Genomic DNA, 22,291 nt, shown 5'->3' on the forward strand with positions numbered 1-22,291 from the left:
TGAAAATCTGTGCAACCTGCGGTAAAATAATAACAGTATTGTAAAGATAAAATATCCTTCGACTCCGCTCAGGATGACCTTCCTAATATAATCCTCATCCATTTACTTTTCACATTGTACAAAATAAAGTATTTTAGTACTATGAAAATTTATACAAAAACAGGAGATAAAGGACAGACCGCTTTATACGGCGGTACAAGAGTTTCCAAAGCCAGTGCCAGAGTAGACAGCTATGGAAATATAGATGAACTCAACTCATTCATAGGCATTTCAAAAAGTCATATTGAGGATGAAGCGGTTTTGAACCAGCTGAAAAAAATTCAGTTTGATCTGTTTACGGTAGGTTCAGAAGCGGCGACTCCGGCTGATAAATTAATGCTGGCCAATGGAAAATCCCGTCTGCCATTGATTATTTCCGAAACGGAGATTGAAGAACTGGAAAACTGGATGGATGCTTTTGAAGATAAATTGGAACCGCTTCAGTATTTTATTCTACCGGGTGGTGGAAAACCGGCTACTTTTTTACACGCAGCCAGAACCATCTGCAGAAGGGCGGAACGTTCCCTTGTCTTCTTAAATGAAGCGGAAGAAGTACGTCCGGAGCTCATCAAATACCTGAACAGACTTTCGGACTATCTTTTTGTTTTAGCAAGATATATTTCAAAAATCAATAACGAACCGGAAGAATACTGGAATCCGAATGAAAGGTAAAGTACTGCTTTTTATCAATGGAGATGCTCCGGAAACGCTTCCTGATTACCACAACTATGAATTGATTGCCTGTACGGACGGTGCCTTTCATTATCTGAAAACAATGGGTTTTCCTTTGGATAAACTGGATTTTATTTCGGGTGATTTTGATTCTCATTCAGGAGCAGATGAAAACGTGTATCATGAAAAATTTATTCATACACCGGATCAGGACAGGACAGATTTTCATAAAGCACTTGATCTTATTGCAGAAAGAGGTTTTAATAAAGTTGATGTTTTTGGCGGAAGCGGCGGCGAGCAGGATCATTTTTTAGGAAATCTTACGGTAGCGTTTGCATTTAAAGATCAAATGAGTATACAATTTTATGATGATTTTTCTGAATATTATTTTGTCCCGAAAAATTTTAAACTGAACAGAGTTAAAAATAAAATGATCTCATTATATCCTTTTCCATCTGTTGAAAATATTACAACAACAGGATTGAACTGGCCTCTGACAAACGGAAGTCTAAGCATCACCTCAAGAATCGGGACCCGGAATTTTGCAGTGGAAGATCAGGTTTCCATTGAATATGAAAAAGGAGATCTGCTGATTTTTATAGGAAAGAATTATTTGTAAAGAAAAATAGGAAATATCAATAGAAATGGGCTTTAGCCCATTAAAAAAAATATAAAATCTAATTGGCTTTAGCCAAAATGCAAAAACTATAGCGCAAACATCTGTGCAAATCCGTGAAATCTGTGGTCAAAAAAATGAAACCCCTAATCAAAATATCACTTTTTCTCATCTCAATCCTCTGTATTTTCTCATGTAAAACGCAGAACTTTTCCACATCCGAATATGGAAAAACAGAAAACGGAAAACAGGTTGAGATTAAAAAAGTATATAATTTCCGGACGGTAGGAAATATTAAAAATTCTGATGGAAGGGTTTTAAAAGAAGGCAAATTCTACAGAAGCGGCCATCTTCATAAACTGAAAAAGAAATCATTTAGGGAACTGGAAAAATTAGGAATAAAGGAAGTTATAGATCTTAGGAATTCTAAAGAAATAGCTGATAAACCCGATCAGCTTCCCAATGATATGGTGTATAAAAAATATTCAGCTTTTGAAGATGAGGGAGATCAGCTTACCCAGGCTAAAAAACTCGTTCTGAAAGGAAAAGTAAACGGCTCTGATGCCGACAAAAGAATGATTGATTTCTACCGTGAATATGTAACCGAGAATCCTGAGGTGATCAGAAAAATCATCACAGAAATCCTGGAATCCGATCAGCCGGTCCTTTATCACTGCACCGCTGGAAAAGACAGGACAGGAATTACAACGGCTTTGATTTTAAGTATTTTAAAATTTGATAAGGAAACCATTTACAATGATTATCTGTTATCCAATAATTACAGACAAAAACTGGTTCATAAAAGACTTAAGCTGGCAGATAACTTACATTTCCTCTATCCGAAAATGGATGTAAAAGTCCTCGAAAAGCTGAGCTGGGTGGAAGCTGGCTATCTCGATGCGGCTTTTGATGAAATCAATAAGAAATATGGTTCTGTGGATACTTATATTCAACAGGTTCTGGGAATTTCAGAAGATAAGAGGGAAGAATATATTAAGAAGTTTACAAATTGATAATCAGCTCTGGTTTTCAACGGATCTTCTTTTGAAATTTATAATAAATTTAACGCTCGAAAATCAAACTTTTTTAGCAATTTTGCATTTCGTAATTCACTTGTCAAGAAATGAAAATAAAGTACTCGGAACTTATTGATCAGACATTGTATTTTCCTACGGAGGAATTTAATGTTTCTGAGAACAATTTGTTATTTCACGATGTTCCTTTAATGGAAGTCGTTGAAAAATTTGGCACCCCGCTAAAAATTAGCTACCTGCCGAGAATTTCTCAAAATATCCAGAAGGCGAAGAGCTGGTTCAGGGAAGCTTTTGAGAAAACCGAATATAAAAAGAATTATACCTACTGCTACTGTACAAAATCCAGCCATTTCAACTTTGTGCTTGAAGAAGCTCTTAAAAACGATATTTCTATCGAAACTTCTTCCGCATATGATATGGATATTGTAAAATCTCTTTATGAGAAAGGTAAGGTAGATAAGAATATTGAAGTAATCTGTAACGGATTCAAAACGGATGATTATCTGGTGAAAATTTCAGATATGATCAACAATGGTTTTGAAAATATTACCCCGATCCTGGATAATTACCGTGAGCTGGATAAACTTACCGAAAGCATTGATACCACTTTCGATATCGGGATCAGAATTGCTTCCGAAGAAGAACCTAAATTCGAATTTTATACCTCAAGGTTAGGAATCGGATATAGAGATATCATTCCTTATTACAGCCAGAAAATTGCAGAGCATCCGAATGCAAGACTGAAAATGCTTCACTTTTTCATTAATACCGGGATCAAAGACACGGCTTATTACTGGAACGAATTATACAAATGTCTTCGTGTATACGCGCGTCTGAAGAAAATCGCTCCTGAGGTAGATTCCCTGAATATTGGTGGAGGTTTCCCCATTAAAACGTCTTTAAACTTCGAATACGACTATCAGTATATGGTAGAAGAAATCGTTTCTCAGATCAAAAAATTCTGTGAAGAAGAAGGAGTGGAAGAACCTAATATTTATACGGAATTCGGAAGCTTTACAGTAGGAGAAAGCGGTGCAAACCTTTATAAAATTATCTCTCAGAAACGTCAGAACGACAGAGAAAAGTGGAATATGATTGATTCTTCATTCATGACCACACTTCCTGATACCTGGGCGATCTCCAGACACTTTATCATGCTTCCGTTGAACCGATGGGAAGATACCTATGAAAGGGTATTCTTAGGTGGATTAACTTGTGATTCAGATGATTATTATAATTCTGAACAGCATACCAACGCGATCTATCTGCCGGTTTTCAGTGATACAAAACCTCTGTACATCGGATTTTTCCATACAGGAGCTTATCAGGAAACAATCGGAGGATATGGCGGTGTGCATCACTGTCTGATGCCGCAGCCAAGACACGTTCTGATCCAGAAAGATGAAAACGGTGACCTTCAGTATGAAATTTTCCGTGAAAAACAGGAACCTGAAGACATCCTGAAAATCCTGGGTTACAAATAAAGACACCGTCATTGCGAGGAACGAAGTGACGAAGCAATCTCATCTTAATACTCTTAACAACTCAATTCTTTCTTAATGTTTCAATTTTAACCATTAAGATTTTTGTTAAGGTTTAAGAATAATGAAGATGCTTAACTCATGAAGAAATCCCGCAGATACAATAAAAAAAGCTCTCAAATTTTGAGAGCTTTTTCATTTAAAAATATTTGGAAAGCTTATCCAGTTCCAGTTCTGCATAATCCGAAACCACGATATCCGCTAAAGTATAATCCTGATTTTTTGAGTGCGGGCTTCTGTAGGCGGCACAGAATATCTCAGCTCTGTGTGCGGCTAAAATTCCGTTCGTGGAATCTTCAATCACCATGCAGTTTTCTACAGGTTCTCCTGCCATTTCTGCGGCCAGAAGAAATACTTCCGGATGCGGTTTGGATTCCTTTAAATCGGCACCGCTGATCTTCCCGCTGAAATACTCTTCAAGTCCGAATTTTTCGAAAACCATATTGATCGTTACCATCGTTGCGGAAGAAGCAAGAATAAGCTTGATCCCGTTTTCATGATAATGCTTAATGAGCTCTCTCACCCCGGGAATCAGATCAAAGTCTTCATCATTATCAAAATAATTCTTGAAGTGTGATCTTTTGATGCCCGAAGCGGTTTCATGGGTTTGCGTTAAGCCGTATTGCTGAATCAATGTTTCAAATACTCTTTTGGTAGAGGCTCCGGTGAAAGAAGTATACAGTTCTTCCGAAACATCAATTTCCAGCTCGTGAAATGTAGTAAAATAAGCTTTTCTGTGCAGTGGTTCCGTATCTACAATAACCCCGTCCATATCGAAAAGAACAGCTTTTAAGGACATATTTTGTTTTTTGCAAAAATAGGATTTAATATTTAAAGGGAGAAAGTTATGAGTTATGAATTATAAGTTATGAATTAAAAGAGGAAGGGGCAAGGAAGAGGAACCAGGGAAGGTTTAAAAGGTCAATGGTGAATTTTGCTTTGCAAGTGAATGGTGAATACTAGAATCAACATTTTAGATATCAGACTCCAGATATCAGACATCAGACTTAAGGTTAAGACTGAGATTGAGGTTAAGAAATGGCAATGGTGAATTTTGCGGGGCAAGTGAATAGTGAATTGGGGATTAAAGAATCAAGAGCCAAGAACCAAGATTTTATATTTCAGACAGAAGAGATTACTTCTGGTGGCTTCGGGAGCCTAAGCCGCCAGGTATTTGCCGGTTCATTCAATGCTTCCGGATTTACTGACATAAATTTTCCAACTCAGAATCACGTATCCTAATAATTTATAATTCCCGAATCTTCTTACTCGCAAACCCGAATTGCGCACCCCGAAACTCTCAAACCCTAAAACTCTCCGACTCTCAAACTCTCAAACTCGGATCCCGAGCCCCGAAACTAATAACTCATCATTCATAACTAATAACTCAAACAGTATTTCGTATCTTTGCCGTAAATATTTCAATCTTTAAATCATTTAAATTTTTAAATAAAACATGAGAACATACGCAGGAATTCCTGAAGAAAATGCAACGTTGGAAAACGCTAAAGTAATGCTGGTAACCGTTCCTTACGATGGAACTTCAACATGGGGAAAAGGAGCTGACAAAGGCCCTGAATTATTCTTAAATGCTTCCGAAAACATGGAGCTTTATGACATTGAAACAGGAACTGAACCTTACCTTGACGGGGTATATCTTGCCGGAGACGTTTCTGAAAACTCTACGCCTGAAGCCATGACGGAAGCCGTTTATCAAAAAACAAAAGAACTTCTGAATAATGAAGGGAAAGTATTTACCCTTTTCGGAGGTGAGCATTCCGTATCTATCGGTTCTATCCGTGCAGTAGGAGAGAAGTTTGAAAACCTTACTGTTCTTCAGCTGGATGCACACACAGATTTACGTCCTGAATTCCATGGATCTACTTCTAACCACGCATGTGCGGTTTTTGAAGCCAATCAGAAGCACAACCTGGTTCAGGTGGGAATCCGTTCTATGGATGCTGAAGAAGCTGAATATCTGCCGGAAGGAAGAGTGTTTTTTGCTCATGAAATTGCTGTAAATGAAAACTGGATCAATGATGTTCTGGAAAAAGTTTCAGGAAATGTGTATATCACCATTGATCTTGATGCTTTCGATCCATCCATTGCTCCTTCTACAGGAACTCCGGAACCGGGCGGACTTCAATGGTATCCAACCCTGGAATTACTGAGAAAAGTATTTGAAAAATGCAATGTAGTAGCTTTTGATATTGTAGAATTAATGGATTCGCCGATGGCTAAACCCACTGCTTTCTTAGCCGCCAAACTGTATTACAAAATGCTTGCGTACAACCATATTTATAACAATAACTAAAATTCCGCAAGAATCAGATTTTTTCTGCCCTATATTCTTTGGAAATTTGTGAGGTAAAAAAGAAATACTATGTCCACACAAAGTCAGATAGATTATAACAGAATTGCGAAGGCGATAGATTATATCCAGAGCAATTTCAGGCTTCAGCCAGGTTTGGAGGAAGTGGCAGAGAATATTCACCTGAGTCCGGCTCATTTTCAGAAAATATTCACGGAATGGGCAGGAACAAGTCCGAAGAAATTTTTACAGTTCATCAGCCTTGAACATGCTAAAAATTTACTGAAGGAAGAAAAAGCGAGTTTATTTGATACCGCTTATGAGACGGGACTTTCCAGCACGAGCAGGCTTCATGACCTCTTTGTGAACATAGAAGGAATGTCTCCGGCGGAATATAAAAACGGCGGAAAAAGCCTGAATATCAATTACAGTTTTTCCAAAAGTCCTTTTGGATATGTAATGGCAGCATCTACAGAAAAAGGGATCTGCTACATGGCTTTTGAAGACGATAAAGAAATAGCACTGGGGAATTTATATGCTAAATTTCCCAATGCTTCTTTTTTTGAAAAGCAGGATGCTATTCAGAAAAACGCACTGTCCATATTCGATAAGGACTGGACGAAACTCAACACAATAAAATTACATCTTAAAGGAACCGATTTTCAGCTGAAAGTCTGGGAAAGCCTTCTTTCTATTCCCATGGGAAAACTATCCACCTACGGAAATTTAGCCGGAAAAATTGGCAACCCGAATGCATCCAGAGCGGTAGGAACTGCAATCGGTAGCAATCCGGTGGCATTTCTTATTCCGTGTCACCGTGTGATTCAGTCTACGGGAAACATCGGTGGTTATAAGTGGGGAAGTGAAAGAAAACAGATGATGGTGGGTTGGGAAAGCTCACGTATGTACTCTGAAAATTCTATTCTGCTTTAATCTGTTATTCAACCACAAAAGTTACAAAAGCATTACGGTTTATTTTAAAAAATTACTATTTTTAAATAGACAAGTTTAGGTTTTGGCTAAAGCCAATTGAATGTTTTTATTGATAAACAAACGGGCTAAAGCCCGTTCCTGTTGATGCGAATACTCAATATATATAAAGCAATATTGCCGGATAAAAATCTTTGATTTTTTAAAAAAGCTTAAGTGTACTTTATTCATTATTTTAATAATAACTTAAAAAACTTAAGTGTACTAAAACTTTTGCGACTTTTGTGGTTAAAAAACATTTAAAAAGTCATCAATACATTATACTTTTTACAAATTAAAAATCATGAACAGCCTGTTTGAAGAAATATCAGAATATCCGTTGAATATTCTTCCTAATGACGGAACAGTCCACTATTACGGAAAAGTCTTTGACAAAGAAAGATCAGATTTCTTTTATGATTATCTGCTCAATCAGATCCCGTGGGAAAATGATGAGGCCGTGATCTTTGGAAAATTAATTTTAACGAAAAGAAAAGTTGCATGGTTTGGAGAAAAACCCTTTGAATACACCTATTCAAAACGGACAAAGCAGGCTAAGTTCTGGACCCCGGAATTACTCGAACTAAAGAAAAAGTGTGAAGAAGTTTCAGGAGAAACCTATAATTCATGCCTTCTTAATCTGTACCACGATGGAAGCGAAGGAATGGCCTACCACAGCGACGGGGAAAAGGATCTTAAAAAACACGGAGCCATCGCATCCCTGACGTTCGGAGCGGAAAGAAAATTTCTCTTCAAACATAAAACAACCAAAGAAAAGGTAGAAATATTCCTGGAAGAGGGAAGTCTGCTGATCATGAAGGGAACCACGCAGGAAAACTGGCTGCACAGACTGCCGCCAACCACCAAAGTGAAAACGCCGCGGGTGAATCTTACTTTCAGAACAATTGAAGAGTAAAAATAAGTAGGCTTCGGAAACCTCTTTTTTATGTTAAGAATAGTATTGTCGCCATTTTTTATTCAGACAAATTGCACAACTGGTGGCTGAGGCTCCCGAAGCCACCAGTGCCTATCATAAAAAAATCCGGTCGCTTCGAGAACCTCAGCGACCGGATTTTATGTTTTCAGATATCTATACTTGCGATTGGTGGCTTCGGGAGCCTCAGCCACCATCATTTTATTTCAGAACTTCCACTTCAATAGAACTGTCATTATACACTTTGATAAAAGCTTTCGTATAATCTTCTTTCGTAGCGAAATTTGGATTGTCCATGAATTTTTGTGGGTTGATGGCAAAAAGCGGCCACCATGTGCTGCTGATCTGAATCTGGATCTTGTGTCCTTTTTTGAAGGTGTGCACCACATCCTGCAGTCTGAAATTCACAGCAGTTTTTTGGTTTGGAACCAACGCTTCTCCCTTTTCTCTGGAATTTCTGAACCTTGCCGGCATAATCTCACTTCTTACCATCTGATGATAATTAGGATAGATCACACCGTCTTTCTTTTCTTTAGGTTTAAAATCTTCAGGATAAACGTCAATCAGTTTTACCGCGAAATCCGCGTCGCTGGAAGAGCTGGCGATATTCAGTTTAGCCATGATTTCTCCTGCAAAGCTGATGTCTTCGGTTAAAACATCTGTGGTAAACGTTAAAACATCCGGTCTTCCCACTGCAAATCTCTGATCTTCGGACATATAATTTTTAGGTGTAAAACCATTGAAATCTTTCAGGTTATCAGAACTTAGAACCGGATTGTTCGGGTCACTGTAATATTCCGAGAAGCCTTGTCCTGCAGAGTTTTTTAAAGTTCCATCCGTTAAATAGAAATTGATTTTCTGAGCATTTTTAGGAGGATAAGAAGCAAATTCTTTCCATTCTTTTGCGCCTGTGTCATACATCAAAGCTTCCGGAAGTCCCGCATCTTCTTTTGTATTTCCTTTCAAATAATGATTGAAAAATTTAGTTTCAATATTCTTCTGGTAATACGTAGCAATACTATCCCCGAAATAGATCTGGTTATGGAAATGCTTCCCTTGTTCCTGTGCCCATGCGCCGTGAGAGAAAGGTCCCATGACAATTGTATTTTTAGCTTTTGGGCTTGTTTTTTCTATGGTCTTGTAAATATTTAACGGCCCTGAAAGATCTTCTGCATCAAACCATCCGCCGACAGTCATTACCGCGTGGTTTACATTTTTCAAATAGGGAAGAAGATTTCTTTTCTGCCAGTATTCATCATAATTGGGATGGTTCATAATCTCGGTCATGAAGAAATTATTCTTGTAATACTTTTCATAGCCGTCTTTTAAAGTTCCCATATCTCTGTAAAACTTAAGACCGTCTTCAGAGGTCTGTTTTACGAAGGTATCCATATACCAGGCCTTGTTTTCAGGCTTCGTTTTCTGGATTCCGAAAACAGGGAACGTTCTGAAATAGCCAAGCATAAATCTGCCGTTGTGAAGAAAATCATCATTCCAGAAATCCGAAATTGGAGCCTGAGGCGATGAAGCTACCAAAGCAGGGTGTTGCGCCAATATGCCTACCGCAGTGTAAAATCCTGGGTATGAAGTTCCGTATTGGCCGGCCTTTCCGTTATTGTCTTTAATGTTTTTCAGAAGCCATTCTATCGTGTCATACGTATCTGTACTTTCATCGATATCCTTTTTCGTTTTACGGTCTACCTGAGGTGTCATATTGGTGAAAGTCCCTTCACTCATGTATCTTCCGCGTACATCCTGGAATACGAAAATGTACTTATCCTTCATCAGATACTGGTTAGGTCCCAGTTTGGCTCTGTATTCATTCTCCCCGTAAGGAGCAATGCTGTAGCAGGTTCTCTGCATCAGGAAAGGATATTTGTTTTTATTGGAAATATCTTTCGGGATATACACCGAAGTGAAAAGTTTTACCCCGTCACGCATGGGGATATAAAATTCTTTTTTGGTGAAATTATCCTTAACGAATGTATCTTTCTGGTCCGTAGCCTGCGCACTTCCAAGGATAAACAAGAAAATAAATAAAATTGAAATATGGATCTTCATAAATAAAATTTACCGCTAATTTAGAAATAAAATAGCTCCGGTATACACATATATTCAATCTTTCAGCAGAAAAACAAGGAAAAACAGTGTTGTAAATAAGCCGTTGAATTTTTCATCAGCGTAATCCGCAAAATCTGCGTGAGTTTTCATCGCGCAGATTTTGCAGATCAGACAGATTTTTTAATCATAATTTCAGGGAGGAAAGCTGTTCTCTTACAACTTCTTCCCTGCAAATTTGTTAAGCTTCATGCTGATGGAAAACATGATGTACCGCTTCAGAATAAGATCCTCACGGTCCTCAAAATACGCATTGGAAATGGTTCTTCTCACACTTTGATTCTGGTTCAGAACATCGTAGATCTTCATTTTTGCCGTGAACTGTTTATTGAAGAATGAATATCCTAAACTCGTGTTCCAGAAGTAGAAATCCCTTTTAAAACCGGGAGCAATATTGGAATTTGTATTGTATTCAAAATCATTTCCGAAGACCAGCCTGCTTTTGAAAAGATAATTGGTAAGCTCGAGTTTCAGGGCCTGGCTGGCCGTGTTTACATTGTCGATGCTGTAGTTCGTGTATTTTGAAAAATTATAGCCCAGTCTGTAAGAAGGTTTAATGGTGAATTTATCCTTAAGTTCATACGTAAGATTGATCCCCGGATTCATGCTGTACGAGTCGCTGGTATAAAGCTGCCCGTTGATATATCCTTTATTGTAATTGTACTGCATGTTGAATCTCGGATTGATCGATACCTTGTTGTTTTTCCACTTAAAGCTTTTGCTGAAACCACCTCCGGCATTGAAACTCTTGTTCCCGCTTATATTGTCATACGTAACGAGCTGTTTTCCCGAGCTGTCATACTTTGAATAATTCACAATATCATTATCCCTGTAGGTAAAACCGATATTGAAATAATAACTCATGTTCTTCACCATATTGTAATTATTAAAATACAGATACGTGTTGTTCGTCCATGTGTTTTTAAGGTCCGGATTTCCGGTGTACGCGATCAGAGGATTGGTAGTATCCTCATAAGGCGTCAGCTGTTCTGCTCCCGGAATATTAAAATCGGCATAATTAAAAAGGCTTAATCTTTTGTTTTCAGCAAGCTCATACTGTACATTCAGGTTATATCCCGGAAGCGCAAAATTTTTCTGAAGACCGTAATTTTGTCCGTTAAAAACAGAATTCACTTTCATATCCGAAATATCAAGATTGACCGATGCCCACATATTGAATTTCTTCTTGTTAAGCTCAAAGGAAACCTCGGGTATGATCTTGTTAATTTTCTGCCTCATACTGTTGGAAAGAGCGGTATTGTACTCTGAATACTGCCCGGTGGAGGTATCAAAATCGTTGACATTTCTGAAATCTCTTGAAGCGTTTGAACTGTAATTTACTTCAAAGCTCACGGATGCAGAATCGGAAACCGGCTCCGTATATCCCGCTCCGAAGCTGTACATATTGTTCTGGCTTTTGTTTCTGGCGAGCTGATTTCTGTTGTCATTCGGGTCCGAGCTCTGGTAAAATGTCGTTTGAGAACGGTTAAGATTATCGCTGTTGGACTCAGAGATGGTTCCGCTCATTTTTGCATTCATGGAACGTCCCTTTTTTCTGAATTTTTTTGAAAAATAAATGGATGGATTGAATGAATTGTTTTCCGAATCTGTACTTGTATAAGAATCACTTTCGTTCAGAAGGGTATTATCTTTAAATGTTGTGGACTTCGAATTGTTGAAACTGAAACTTTTAGAATGGGTGAATCTTGGTGAAATATAAACACTCGTCAGAGAATCCAGATTGATTCTTGCCGAAGTATCAAAACTGTACTGCTTGTTTTCGCTTTCCCCGTTGGTTTCTGAATTTGTCTTCAATGTAAATTCAGGCAGCAGGGTCGTTCTGGAAACTTTCGACCTTGTTTCCATATTGGAATCCGAATGCATCAGGCTGAACGAATCCAGATCCGCATCTTTTCCCAGTTTATCGCTGTAGTTGAAACCAATGGTAGTGGATCTTTGAATTCCTTTAGCATTTCCGCCGCCCTGATTGTAATAGGTGGTATTTCCCACCGTAGAAACAGAGCCGCCCTGCATCATCCAGGAATTCCGGCCATTTCCCATACTGTCGAAAACCTCATCATTGGAAAACCCCTGCGAATTGATATTATTCGAAGAGGCGAGGAGGCTGATTTTGGTGTCATTTTTAAAATAACTTACAAGTCCGCTGCCTTCATATCGTTTATCTGAACCGTATCCCAGTGTTACTCTGGAGATCAGTCCTTTATTTTTCTTTTCATCAATATTGAAATTGATGGTGGTATTATTGGATTTTGCTGTTTTTCCGCTCAGTTCTTCCTCTTTGGTTTTAGTGGTGGTAAACTGGATGTTTTTAATGATATCAGCAGGAAGGTTTTGCAGGGCAATTTTGCCGTCTTTATCAAAGAAAGGCTTTCCGTTGATCATGATCTGATCCACTTCCTTTCCGTTAACAGTAATTTTTCCGTCATTATTCACTTCTACACCAGGAATCTGTTTCAGAAGTTCCTCGATTTTACTGTCAGGACGTACTTTGATGGAAGAAGCATTGAATTCTATGGTGTCTTTCTTGATCTTTACCGGAGAAACCGTGATCTTCACTTCATCAATGCTCGTTACTTTGTTTTTTTCCAGCTCAATATCTCCCAAAGTCAGCGACTGGCTGATTTTTTCCAGTTTTTTAGAATAGGACTGTAATTTGTCAGCATCTATTTTTAAAAGGGAAGGCTCATTCAGACCATCTGTTTTCAGGGAGAATTTCCCTTCTTTATTGGTCGCTGTATAATTGATGATGGAGGAGTCTTTTTCTTTCAGAAGATAAACCGTAGCGTTTTCTACAGGTTTTTTGTCAGGATCCGATACTTTCCCGTCGATATGCAGACTTTGGGCATGCAGGATAAAAACCGTAAATGCCAGCATCAGCATCGATAATATTTTCTTCATGAAACAGCTGTTTTTTTAAGGCGTAAAAGTATAAAAAAAACATCCCCGATCGGGGATGTTTCGTAAATATTTGTTGAAGATTTAATTATCGGAATAATTAAGCTCTTAAATATCTTGAATACGCATAGCCTTCCTGGCCGTCGTCAGTTTTTACTTTCCACCAGTCATCAGAAGTCTGCTCAATCAATGTTACGGATGAACCTTTTGCAGCTTTTCCTACTACAGCAGCCTCAGTAGACGGCTCTTGTCTGATGTTCAGGTTAGAATCTTCAGTAGCAACCGTTAAAGCAGCACCAGCAGCCAATCCGGCTACCTGCACGTCGATATTGATATCTGAAGCTGAATAGGTAGAATCAATAGTTCCCAAAGCATTCCATACGGCATCTTTTGCTGCTGTATTGGAAGCACTTCCTGAAACATAAAGAATACCATCCTGCTCCTGAACCTGAAGGTTAGAAATTCCCGCAGACTGTGCAGCTGAAACTACACTTGAATATTTATCTTGTAATGTGCTCATCTTAAAATTATTTTACCACTAAATTATTGTTATACTTTCCGATTTTCAAAGCATCTACAGATTCTTTGATTTTTCTGGCCTGAAGACCTGAAACATTTCCTGTAAGCGTAAGCTGTCCGTTTACAACCTCTACTTTTACAGAAGGGAAATCTTTAACAGCATCCTGAACTTTTTTCTGAACTGCAGGATCTACAGCAGATGTTGTTTCCACTGGTGCAGCAGTAACAGGAGCAGCTATAGTAGACATGTCCATTACTTCTTTTACTCCAGTGATCGCTTTTAATTTTGCAATCATGGCATCTTTAGACTGCTGGTCAGCGAAAGTTCCGCTTAGGTGAGCTACTCCTTCTTTTACTTCTACAGAAGCATTGGGATTAGAAGTTACCACAGTTGTAGCCTGAGTCTGAAGATCGGCGTCAGAAACTTTCTTTTTACAAGAAACCGCTCCAAAAGATATAGCTACAGCTAATGCAGCCATTGCGATAGTTTTTTTCATAGTTGTATATTTATTAATGTTGTTAATACAATCAAATGTAATAATAAAATTTGTACCAAAAGAATAAAAACTCAACAAATGTTTTTTAAATTTTTTACAATATTTTCAAAATCAGGGATTTAATTTTAATGTATTATAAACTTAATTTAAACTTAACCCAATTCGGGCAAAATAGTGTACCAATTGAAAAACTATTATATTTGTGCGAATTGAACTATATATATGAAAGGACAGAATAAACTTTTTATTGCCATTATCGTTGCGCTTCTTCTGGGAGTAGGAATCGGAGGTGTGGTACACGTACAGTATCCTGAAAGTGCGGAACCATTTTCCAAAAATATCAAACTGCTGGGAACCGTATTTATCAGGCTCGTACAGATGATCATCGCGCCGCTGGTTTTCACCACTCTTGTGGTGGGAATTGCCAAAATGAGCGATATCAAAATGATCGGGAGAGTAGGAACGAAAGCAATGCTGTGGTTTATTACCGCTTCCCTGGTTTCTCTTTTTATAGGATTGGTGCTGGTGAACTGGCTGGAGCCGGGACATGTGACCAAACTGCCTATCCAGGATGCTGCTGCTGCTGAAGATCTTCTGAAAAGCAGTAAAGGTTTCTCTCTGGAAGATTTCGTAAAACATATGATCCCTAAAAGTTTATTTGAAGCTTTTGCGACCAATGAGGTACTTCAGATTGTGGTTTTTTCCATTATGTTTGGAGTTGCTCTTGCCAATTTAGGGGAAGAATATTCGAAGCCGGTGGTTAAGCTTTTTGATATTATTGCCCATGCCATCCTTAAAATGGTAGGGTATATTATGTGGTTTGCTCCTCTTGGTGTTTTAGGATCCATTGCCGCAGTAGTAGCGATGAATGGATTTGAGATATTTAAAGTCTACGCTGTTTATCTGAGAGACTTTTTCTTTGCATTAGGCGTTCTTTGGCTTGTGCTTCTGTTAGTAGGTTACCTGATCCTTGGAAACCGTCTTTTTGAACTGTTGAGAAGAATTAAAGCTCCATTACTGATCGCTTTTTCTACCACAAGTTCAGAAGCTGTATTCCCGAAACTGGTGGAAGAGCTTGAGAAATTCGGATGTAATAACAGGGTAGTATCTTTTATCCTGCCTTTAGGATATTCATTTAACCTGGACGGAAGTATGATGTATATGACGTTTGCTTCTATCTTTATTGCCCAGATCTACGGTATTGAAATGGAAATCGGCCAGCAGATCACCATGCTTCTTGTACTGATGCTTACTTCAAAAGGGATTGCAGGGGTTCCGAGAGCTTCTCTGGTAATCATTGTAGCGACATGTTCTATGTTCGGAATTCCGCCGGAAGGGATTGCTTTGATTCTTCCGATTGACCACTTCTGTGATATGGGAAGAAGTATGACGAATGTATTAGGAAATGCACTGGCTACCTCAGCTGTTTCCAAGTGGGAAGGCCAGCTTGAAAATACGCCTCAGGAAGTTTAATCACTGATGAAAGAGCAGGATTTGCAGGTTTATCAAAAAGATATTCTGGAAAAAGGTTTTGCAGTCATCAATTCGGTGTTTACGGATCGTGAAATTGAAAAGATAGCAGAAACCATTCAAAAGACTGATAGTTCCACGGAAAATTTCAGAAAGTCTGATGATCTTTTTGCTGTAAGACAGTTTTTAAAAGAAGTTCCGGAGGTTAAAGATCTTGTGTTTAATGAAAACGTTAAAACCATTGTCAGAGAGCTTTTCGGGGAAAGATATTTTGCGGTAAAAAGCATTTATTTTGACAAACCGGAAACTTCAAACTGGTATGTGGCCTATCATCAGGATCTGACGATTTCAGTAGATAAAAAACTGGAAATGCAGGGCTTCGGACCATGGACCACCAAGAAAAACCAGTTTGCGGTGCAGCCGCCTCTGCCTGTTCTTGAAAATATTTATACCATCCGGATTCATCTGGATGATACCGATGAGCATAACGGGGCGCTTAAAGTGGTCCCGGGATCTCACGCCAAAGGAATCTACAGACCGGAAACCATTGACTGGAATACGGAAACTGAAGAAATCTGTCATGTGAAAAAAGGAGGAGTTATGATCATGAAACCTTTGACCCTTCACGGTTCAAACAGAACAACGGACGGAAGGAGAAGAAGAGTGATCCATATAGAATTTTCTGATATGGAACTGCCACAGGAACTGCAGTGGTCTGAAAAATTGAATTAAAATCCAACATTAAAATGGGACCAGACGAAGATCAATTTCCGGTCATTGACTCAAAAATTTCTAAAGGCTTGACTTTGGCCATTAAAGTTTTTTTTTCAATATTCGCCGTACTGACACCGCTGATGACGATCTTGATGGCATGGCTTACTGTGGATTCCAATATTAAGATGGAACTGAAAGTTTTAATAGTTCTATTGGCGATACTCATTGCTGCAGGATTTATCTGGCTTCTGATTACAAAAATAAAAGAAAAACCAGGCCCGAAGATAATCCGGACAGCGGTTGACAGAACGGGAATTCATCATTACAGCCATCAGGGTTTAGTAAAGTCAATATTGTATACTCAACTGATGCCCAATCCTGAGAACGGAAAATATGACGTTTTTATACCTCTTGATCAGACCGATACCAATATGGATTTGTGTTATTATGTATTTGATGATCTATCCGATAAAGTTGTAATCAGATCATTATTTCTGGAAGGTGATTTTGTCATTACTAATGGAAATTCATTAAAAAAACATTTCATAAAAGGAATTACCTTTTTCAGGCCCGATCTGAAAATTTCGCCGGGTGTTCTGGAATTGTATAAACTGGAAAGAAATTGATAAACAACAATAAAAAAACACTGCACTTCGGAAAATTCGAAGTGCAGTGTTTTTTTGGTTAGGAAGCAAGAGGAGGGAAGCTGGAAGTTATTGTTGCCAATCTACTTCTGATAGTCATTTTATAGATTTTTAATCCAATGAATTTTCAAAAGTTAATAAACCGTGATTCAGTCATCTTCGGACTTCTATTAACTTCCAGCTTCCCTCCTCTGGCTTCCTTTCCCAATTTACTTCACAGAAATCTCATCAATAAAGATATACGCCTCACCGCCAGCTCCCTGGTGCCATTCCGGAAGTTTCCCGTAGTAATAAGCTTTTACCTTGATGTAGCGGGCTTCAGTCTGCAGAATTTCTGCTTCGAAATCTTTAATCTGTGCTTTTTCATCCTTAGCATCAATGGTGTTGTCAATGCTTTTCAGCAGGATAAAATCTTTGCCGTTCATGGAGGCGTAATATTCCACTTTTTTTGGCATCAGAATCCAGGCTTTGCTGTCCTGAAGGTAGGTAGAAGATAATTTTGTAATCTGCTGAGGTGATTTCAGATCAAGAACCGCTTCGAAATTCTGTCCCTGATAACCCTGCCATTCACCTTTTCTCCAGTTGACTTCTCCATTGATCCCGTCAATAAGTGCCAGCTTTCCGTTCGCGATATATTGAGGATTCACTTTTGAATTGACGGTGATATCCCAGTAATTCGGTCTTCTGCTGAAATTGGCCATCGTTATTGAGCTTTTCTCTCCGTTTCTTTCCGAGTAGGCATGAACCTGAGTGGTTTTACTGATCGTGAAAGGACCTTTATAGGCGGTGAAAGTTTTTCTCACGTTGGCATCACTCTCATTCAGTGTCATATAATAGACCTTATCACCCGGATTAAGAGGGGTAATCTGTACTTTTGCAGAGAAATCAAAGATCCTGTCGGATGCAATAACCGGGGCTGGAGTGAGTGGTGGATATTTAAAATCCTTTGCAGGCTTGCTGTTTTCAAAGCCTAATTTCTGAAGTTCAGCGCTGCCGGTATTTTTTGTGATCACTTTGGTTGTACCGTCTTCCAGATGGATTTTAACCTCATCAAAATACGGAGTTGTTGTCTGCCATTCCGGAAGTCCCGGAGTTACAGAATAAATTCCTATTGAACTGAGGATATACCATGCGCTCATCTGGCCGCAGTCTTCATTTCCGATGAGTCCGTCCGGTGTGTTTTTATAGAAATTATCGAGAATGTATTTAATTTTAGCATCTGTTTTTTCAGGTTTTCCTACATAATTGTACAGATAAGCGATGTGATGGCTCGGCTCATTGCCCTGGGCATATTGTCCCATCAATCCTGTAATGTCGGCCTGTTCTCTTCCTGTCGTTTTATCCGGTGCCGTGAAAATTGCATCAATGAATTGTTCAAATTTATCTTTTCCTCCATGAGCAGCGATCAGTCCCGGAATATCCTGCTGTACGGAATAGGAATAATGCCATGAATTTCCTTCTGTATAATTATTGTTGACTTCCCTTGGATCGAAAGGTTCATACCAGTTTCCGTTCTTTCTGGGCTGCATAAAGCCAGTGTTTGGATTATAAAGGTTTTTCCAGCTCTGGGATCGTTTCATGAAATACTGATAATCTTCTTTTTTGCCTAAAATCTTAGCCATTTGGGCAATACACCAGTCATCGTAAGCATATTCCACGGTTTTGGAAACGCTTTCGGATTCATCATCCATGCTGATGTAGTTGTTGTGTTTGTAGGCATTCAACCCGAAAATATCCTGCATGGCAGAGTTTTTAGAGGCTTCAAATGCTTTCTCATAATCAAACCCTTTGATTCCTTTGGCCATCGCATCTGCAATTACAGAAACGGAGTGGTAGCCGATCATACATTCCGTTTCATTGGAAGCTAGCTCCCAAACCGGAAGTTTTCCGCCCTGTTCATATTGTTTGATAAAAGTATTGATGAAATCTGCCGTTCTTTTTCTGTCGATTAAAGTCATCAGCGGATGAGCAGCCCTGAAGGTATCCCAAAGTGAGAACACAGAATAATAATCGAAACCATTAGTGGTGTAAAGTTTATTGTCCCTGCCACGGTATCTTCCGTCAACATCCATATTAATGTTCGGTTGGGTAAAAACATGATATAAGGCGGTGTAAAAGACAGAAAGCTTATCCTTATCATCAGATTTCACTTCAATTTTTGAGAGTTCTTTGTTCCAATCGGTTTCTGCCTGCTTTTTGATGGATTCAAAATCATTGGATTTTCCTTCTGCAAGCATATTTTTTTCCGTTCCCTCATAACCTGTTGGAGAAATGGCGACTTTTACAAGAATTTTCTCACCTTTTTTAACTTCATTGGAAAAAGCAATTTTTACTTTAGTTCCATAATAAAAGTTGTTTTTTTGTATAGTACCTTTTGGCACTATGGCATGTTCTTCATATGCGTTTGTTTCAAACATTGGTTTTGAAAACTCAATTCTGGCATAGATATACTGATTGGTTGCCCAGGCCTCACTTCTTCTGAAAACCTCAATGGTTTTATCATCAATGATCTTTACTTCCCCTTCCAGCAGTTTGTCCCTGTGGTTGAGGTCCAGAATGATATTGGCTGTTCCTGACTTGTTAAAAGTATATTCATGATAACCCACTCTTTTGGTTGTGGTAAGACGGACATCAATATTGTTTTTATCTAATTTAACGGAATAAAATCCTGCTGAAGCTTTTTCATTTTTATGCGAAAATTTAGAGGAATAATCTTTGGCATCCAGGCTTGCATTTCCCATCGTGGGCATCAGCATAATGTCCCCATAATCCGACACTCCGGTTCCGTTCAGGTGGGTATGGGAAAAACCATAAATCACAGAATCTGAATAATGATATCCGCTGCATCCGTCCCAACTGCCGTCTATCCTGGTATCCGGGGAAAGCTGAACCATCCCGAAAGGAACAATAGCCCCGGGAAAGGTGTGGCCGTGGCCGCCGGTTCCTATAAAAGGATTTACATATTGGGAGTAATTCTGCGAATAGATGATCTGGGCAATGAAAAGTGAGAAAACTGCCAGCCTTTTTTTCATATCATAATTTTATACAGCGAATATATTGAAAAAATGGGTTTCAGTAGTTTGAATTTTTTTCACCTTGGATTTCAGGGATGATTGTATTTTTTGTGTTCGAAGGAATTGAAATTTTTTTGATTTAGAATTTTATTCACCGCAGATTTCGCAGATTTACACAGATGATTGCGTTTGAAAAATGTTGATCTATGTTTTGGCTAAAGCCTTGGTGAATATTTGATATTTTGAAAACGGGCTTTAGCCCGTTCCTATTGAATTTATATGGGTATTCAATCTTTCAATTCTTGAATCTTTTAATCCTAAAATCCAATGTTTTGTTGTTTTATGATTTTTTATTCACCACGGATTTCGCAGATTTTCACAGATGATTGCGTTTGAAAAATGATAGATTTATGTTTTGGCTAAAGCCTTGGTGAATGTTTGATATTTTGAAGACGGGCTAAAGCCCGTTACTATTGAATTTATATGTGGTATTCAATCTTTAAATTATTTAAATCTTTCAATTTTTTAATCTCTCAATCTCGCCTCCTACACCTCTCCCTCAAAAACATCATCCAGATAATTTTGTTGATGAGATTTCGCTCGGTCTGTTCCCAGAAATTTTTTCCAGGCCTGGGATTCATGATATACAATGCCCATTTCCCAGACGCAGTAGGTTGGGAGGTGAATTTTATTTCTGTCCCAGACTTCAAAGGTTCCGGAACCGTCATAATAAACGCTTTCCCAGAGTTCGTTTTCGCTTCTCCAGGTACAGACTAAAAGTAGATATTTTTCGCCGCATCTGTGCATGATGACAAATCCGAGATCTTCTTTTTCTTGGAAATTTTCTTCAGCATTTTCAATACATATTTTGGCATTATGGATGTCCTGTGCAGAAACAGCAGTTGGATCTTCGGCGAGATCATACCATTTGAATCGGGTTTTTCCGACGGTGAAAATTCCTTTCGGAGAAGCATATTTAGAAGGATAAGTGGTGGAATTCATAGGTGATATTTTATGGTGGTGAATGGATATGATAAAGATGAAGATAAGAAATATGAAAGACGTCTCTTTTATCATCTTATTTATCACATCGGGTTATAGATTTTATTGATTCTAAATTATCGAAAAAATCCGTAAATTTGTGAACAATTTATATTTATATGTTGACGAAAGAAAAGGTTCAAGATTTCCTTAAAGAGATAGAAGTAGATGATTTGGTGAGTAATTTTCAAATTATGGGTAATGATGTTTATATTGACATGACCGCCCATTCACCGGCCATGCACGAAAAGAAAAAACTGGAGGCAGCAATGAAGCAGGCTTTTGCCAGTGAGTTTGGAGAAGAGATCCAGCTAAAACTTAAAATTGTTTCTCCGGAACCTAGTGAGATTCAGCTAAGCCAGATTAAAGGCAAGCAGATTCCGGGAATTCAGAATATTATTGCTATTGCTTCCGGAAAAGGAGGCGTAGGAAAATCTACTGTAGCTGCGAATATGGCCGTTACTTTAGCTAAAATGGGGTTCAAGGTAGGATTGCTGGATGCCGATATCTATGGACCGTCTGTTCCAACCATGTTCGATACGGAAGGTGAAAAGCCAATCTCTGTAGAAGTTAACGGAAAAAGCCTGATGAAGCCTGTAGAAAATTACGGGGTAAAAATGCTTTCTATCGGGTATTTTTCAGGAGCCAATCAGGCGGTGGTGTGGAGAGGTCCTATGGCTTCAAAAGCACTGAACCAGATGATCAGAGATGCAGCGTGGGGCGAACTTGATTTCTTACTGATCGACCTTCCTCCGGGCACCGGAGATATTCACTTATCGATCATTCAGGAAGTGCCTGTAACGGGTGCTGTGATCGTAAGTACCCCTCAGCACGTGGCATTGGCAGACGTAAGAAAAGGAATCGCAATGTTCCAGATGGAAAGTATTAACATTCCTGTTCTTGGATTAATCGAAAATATGGCGTATTTTACGCCGGCAGAACTTCCTGATAACAAATACTACATCTTTGGTCAGCAGGGAGCTCAGTATCTTGCTGAAGATCTGGGAATTCCGGTATTGGGAGAGATTCCTTTGATCCAGAGTATAAGAGAAGCGGGAGACGTCGGAAGACCGGCAGCGCTTCAGGAAGGCTCTAAAATTGCAGAAATCTACACCGAAACAGCGAGAAATATGGTAGAAAGTCTTGTAGAAAGAAACAAAAATCTTCCACCTACGGAAGCTGTAAAGATTTCGACTATGGCAGGATGCTCGCCGAAAGCTAAAAAATAATTATTTTCAATTA

At 38.7% G+C, this 22,291-nt stretch carries 18 protein-coding genes; 11 read left to right on the forward strand and 7 right to left on the reverse strand.

Annotated elements, in window-relative coordinates:
* Positions 1–141 precede the first annotated feature (141 nt).
* From JET18_RS03495 to JET18_RS03510, 4 genes are all read left to right on the forward strand, one after another.
* On the forward strand, positions 142–711 hold the full coding sequence (locus JET18_RS03495) for a cob(I)yrinic acid a,c-diamide adenosyltransferase (RefSeq protein WP_202089222.1): 570 nt from the start codon (positions 142–144) through the stop codon (positions 709–711).
* Positions 701–1,330 carry a thiamine diphosphokinase gene (locus JET18_RS03500; RefSeq protein WP_202089223.1) on the forward strand — a complete coding sequence of 210 codons (630 nt, stop codon included), beginning with the start codon at positions 701–703 and terminating at the stop codon, positions 1,328–1,330. The genes JET18_RS03495 and JET18_RS03500 overlap by 11 nt, the downstream gene beginning before the upstream one ends.
* A 134-nt stretch (positions 1,331–1,464) precedes the next feature.
* Positions 1,465–2,340, forward strand: a complete 876-nt coding sequence (locus JET18_RS03505) for a tyrosine-protein phosphatase (protein ID WP_202089224.1) — start codon at positions 1,465–1,467, stop codon at positions 2,338–2,340.
* A 110-nt stretch (positions 2,341–2,450) separates the two neighbouring features.
* Positions 2,451–3,845 carry a type III PLP-dependent enzyme domain-containing protein gene (locus JET18_RS03510; protein WP_202089225.1) on the forward strand — a complete coding sequence of 465 codons (1,395 nt, stop codon included), beginning with the start codon at positions 2,451–2,453 and terminating at the stop codon, positions 3,843–3,845.
* Positions 3,846–4,041: 196 nt separating this feature from the next.
* On the opposite strand, the gene JET18_RS03515 is transcribed toward JET18_RS03510, so the two are convergent.
* The gene (locus JET18_RS03515; protein WP_202089226.1) at positions 4,042–4,701 is read right to left on the reverse strand and encodes an HAD family hydrolase; all 660 of its coding nucleotides are present in this window, start codon (positions 4,699–4,701) and stop codon (positions 4,042–4,044) included.
* A gap of 657 nt (positions 4,702–5,358) precedes the next feature.
* On the opposite strand from JET18_RS03515, the gene speB reads away from it, so the two are divergent.
* The 3 genes from speB (at position 5,359) to JET18_RS03530 (ending at position 8,098) form a co-directional block, all read left to right on the forward strand.
* Entirely contained in the window at positions 5,359–6,216 is an 858-nt protein-coding gene (gene speB, locus JET18_RS03520) for an agmatinase (protein WP_202089228.1), read from the forward strand.
* A gap of 69 nt (positions 6,217–6,285) precedes the next feature.
* On the forward strand, positions 6,286–7,146 hold the full coding sequence (locus tag JET18_RS03525; protein WP_202089229.1) for a bifunctional helix-turn-helix domain-containing protein/methylated-DNA--[protein]-cysteine S-methyltransferase: 861 nt from the start codon (positions 6,286–6,288) through the stop codon (positions 7,144–7,146).
* Between the two features lie 340 nt (positions 7,147–7,486).
* Positions 7,487–8,098 carry an alpha-ketoglutarate-dependent dioxygenase AlkB family protein gene (locus JET18_RS03530; RefSeq protein WP_202089230.1) on the forward strand — a complete coding sequence of 204 codons (612 nt, stop codon included), beginning with the start codon at positions 7,487–7,489 and terminating at the stop codon, positions 8,096–8,098.
* Positions 8,099–8,317: 219 nt separating this feature from the next.
* Here the strand turns inward: JET18_RS03530 and JET18_RS03535 are convergent, their stop codons facing one another.
* From JET18_RS03535 to JET18_RS03550, 4 genes are all read right to left on the reverse strand, one after another.
* Entirely contained in the window at positions 8,318–10,177 is a 1,860-nt protein-coding gene (locus JET18_RS03535) for a CocE/NonD family hydrolase (protein ID WP_202089231.1), read from the reverse strand.
* 213 nt (positions 10,178–10,390) lie between these two features.
* Positions 10,391–13,153 (reverse strand): TonB-dependent receptor, encoded by a 2,763-nt coding sequence (locus JET18_RS03540; RefSeq protein WP_202089232.1) that lies wholly within the window; start codon positions 13,151–13,153, stop codon positions 10,391–10,393.
* Positions 13,154–13,250: 97 nt separating this feature from the next.
* Complete coding sequence (locus JET18_RS03545; RefSeq protein WP_202089233.1) at positions 13,251–13,670, reverse strand: SH3 domain-containing protein; 420 nt, start codon at positions 13,668–13,670, stop codon at positions 13,251–13,253.
* A gap of 7 nt (positions 13,671–13,677) precedes the next feature.
* Positions 13,678–14,166 carry a BON domain-containing protein gene (locus tag JET18_RS03550; protein ID WP_202089234.1) on the reverse strand — a complete coding sequence of 163 codons (489 nt, stop codon included), beginning with the start codon at positions 14,164–14,166 and terminating at the stop codon, positions 13,678–13,680.
* Between the two features lie 222 nt (positions 14,167–14,388).
* On the opposite strand from JET18_RS03550, the gene JET18_RS03555 reads away from it, so the two are divergent.
* Genes JET18_RS03555 through JET18_RS03565 form a run of 3 tightly spaced genes read left to right on the forward strand, consistent with a single transcriptional unit; the run spans position 14,389 to position 16,976 of the window.
* The gene (locus JET18_RS03555; protein WP_202089235.1) at positions 14,389–15,639 is read left to right on the forward strand and encodes a dicarboxylate/amino acid:cation symporter; all 1,251 of its coding nucleotides are present in this window, start codon (positions 14,389–14,391) and stop codon (positions 15,637–15,639) included.
* A 6-nt stretch (positions 15,640–15,645) separates the two neighbouring features.
* Positions 15,646–16,368, forward strand: coding sequence for a phytanoyl-CoA dioxygenase family protein (locus JET18_RS03560; RefSeq protein WP_202089236.1), 723 nt, complete (start codon positions 15,646–15,648; stop codon positions 16,366–16,368).
* A 14-nt stretch (positions 16,369–16,382) separates the two neighbouring features.
* On the forward strand, positions 16,383–16,976 hold the full coding sequence (locus tag JET18_RS03565; protein ID WP_202089237.1) for a hypothetical protein: 594 nt from the start codon (positions 16,383–16,385) through the stop codon (positions 16,974–16,976).
* Between the two features lie 227 nt (positions 16,977–17,203).
* On the opposite strand, the gene JET18_RS03570 is transcribed toward JET18_RS03565, so the two are convergent.
* Together JET18_RS03570 and JET18_RS03575 are read right to left on the reverse strand one after the other, a co-directional pair.
* Positions 17,204–20,026 carry a GH92 family glycosyl hydrolase gene (locus JET18_RS03570; RefSeq protein WP_202089238.1) on the reverse strand — a complete coding sequence of 941 codons (2,823 nt, stop codon included), beginning with the start codon at positions 20,024–20,026 and terminating at the stop codon, positions 17,204–17,206.
* A gap of 528 nt (positions 20,027–20,554) precedes the next feature.
* On the reverse strand, positions 20,555–21,010 hold the full coding sequence (locus JET18_RS03575; RefSeq protein ID WP_202089239.1) for a hypothetical protein: 456 nt from the start codon (positions 21,008–21,010) through the stop codon (positions 20,555–20,557).
* Between the two features lie 158 nt (positions 21,011–21,168).
* Between JET18_RS03575 and JET18_RS03580 the strand changes: the two genes are divergently transcribed.
* Positions 21,169–22,278 carry an Mrp/NBP35 family ATP-binding protein gene (locus tag JET18_RS03580; protein ID WP_202089240.1) on the forward strand — a complete coding sequence of 370 codons (1,110 nt, stop codon included), beginning with the start codon at positions 21,169–21,171 and terminating at the stop codon, positions 22,276–22,278.
* Positions 22,279–22,291 lie beyond the last annotated feature (13 nt).

Origin of the sequence: Chryseobacterium endalhagicum, from assembly GCF_016745235.1 — a bacterium.
In the GTDB taxonomy this organism is placed as follows: Bacteria; Bacteroidota; Bacteroidia; order Flavobacteriales; family Weeksellaceae; genus Chryseobacterium; species Chryseobacterium endalhagicum.

Coding starts and splice junctions, on each gene's coding strand:
- JET18_RS03495 (WP_202089222.1), top strand. CDS start 142: ATGAAAATTTATACAAAAACAGGAGATAAAGGACAGACCGCTTTATAC.
- JET18_RS03500 (WP_202089223.1), top strand. CDS start 701: ATGAAAGGTAAAGTACTGCTTTTTATCAATGGAGATGCTCCGGAAACG.
- JET18_RS03505 (WP_202089224.1), top strand. CDS start 1,465: ATGAAACCCCTAATCAAAATATCACTTTTTCTCATCTCAATCCTCTGT.
- JET18_RS03510 (WP_202089225.1), top strand. CDS start 2,451: ATGAAAATAAAGTACTCGGAACTTATTGATCAGACATTGTATTTTCCT.
- JET18_RS03515 (WP_202089226.1), bottom strand. CDS start 4,701: ATGTCCTTAAAAGCTGTTCTTTTCGATATGGACGGGGTTATTGTAGAT.
- speB (WP_202089228.1), top strand. CDS start 5,359: ATGAGAACATACGCAGGAATTCCTGAAGAAAATGCAACGTTGGAAAAC.
- JET18_RS03525 (WP_202089229.1), top strand. CDS start 6,286: ATGTCCACACAAAGTCAGATAGATTATAACAGAATTGCGAAGGCGATA.
- JET18_RS03530 (WP_202089230.1), top strand. CDS start 7,487: ATGAACAGCCTGTTTGAAGAAATATCAGAATATCCGTTGAATATTCTT.
- JET18_RS03535 (WP_202089231.1), bottom strand. CDS start 10,177: ATGAAGATCCATATTTCAATTTTATTTATTTTCTTGTTTATCCTTGGA.
- JET18_RS03540 (WP_202089232.1), bottom strand. CDS start 13,153: ATGAAGAAAATATTATCGATGCTGATGCTGGCATTTACGGTTTTTATC.
- JET18_RS03545 (WP_202089233.1), bottom strand. CDS start 13,670: ATGAGCACATTACAAGATAAATATTCAAGTGTAGTTTCAGCTGCACAG.
- JET18_RS03550 (WP_202089234.1), bottom strand. CDS start 14,166: ATGAAAAAAACTATCGCAATGGCTGCATTAGCTGTAGCTATATCTTTT.
- JET18_RS03555 (WP_202089235.1), top strand. CDS start 14,389: ATGAAAGGACAGAATAAACTTTTTATTGCCATTATCGTTGCGCTTCTT.
- JET18_RS03560 (WP_202089236.1), top strand. CDS start 15,646: ATGAAAGAGCAGGATTTGCAGGTTTATCAAAAAGATATTCTGGAAAAA.
- JET18_RS03565 (WP_202089237.1), top strand. CDS start 16,383: ATGGGACCAGACGAAGATCAATTTCCGGTCATTGACTCAAAAATTTCT.
- JET18_RS03570 (WP_202089238.1), bottom strand. CDS start 20,026: ATGAAAAAAAGGCTGGCAGTTTTCTCACTTTTCATTGCCCAGATCATC.
- JET18_RS03575 (WP_202089239.1), bottom strand. CDS start 21,010: ATGAATTCCACCACTTATCCTTCTAAATATGCTTCTCCGAAAGGAATT.
- JET18_RS03580 (WP_202089240.1), top strand. CDS start 21,169: ATGTTGACGAAAGAAAAGGTTCAAGATTTCCTTAAAGAGATAGAAGTA.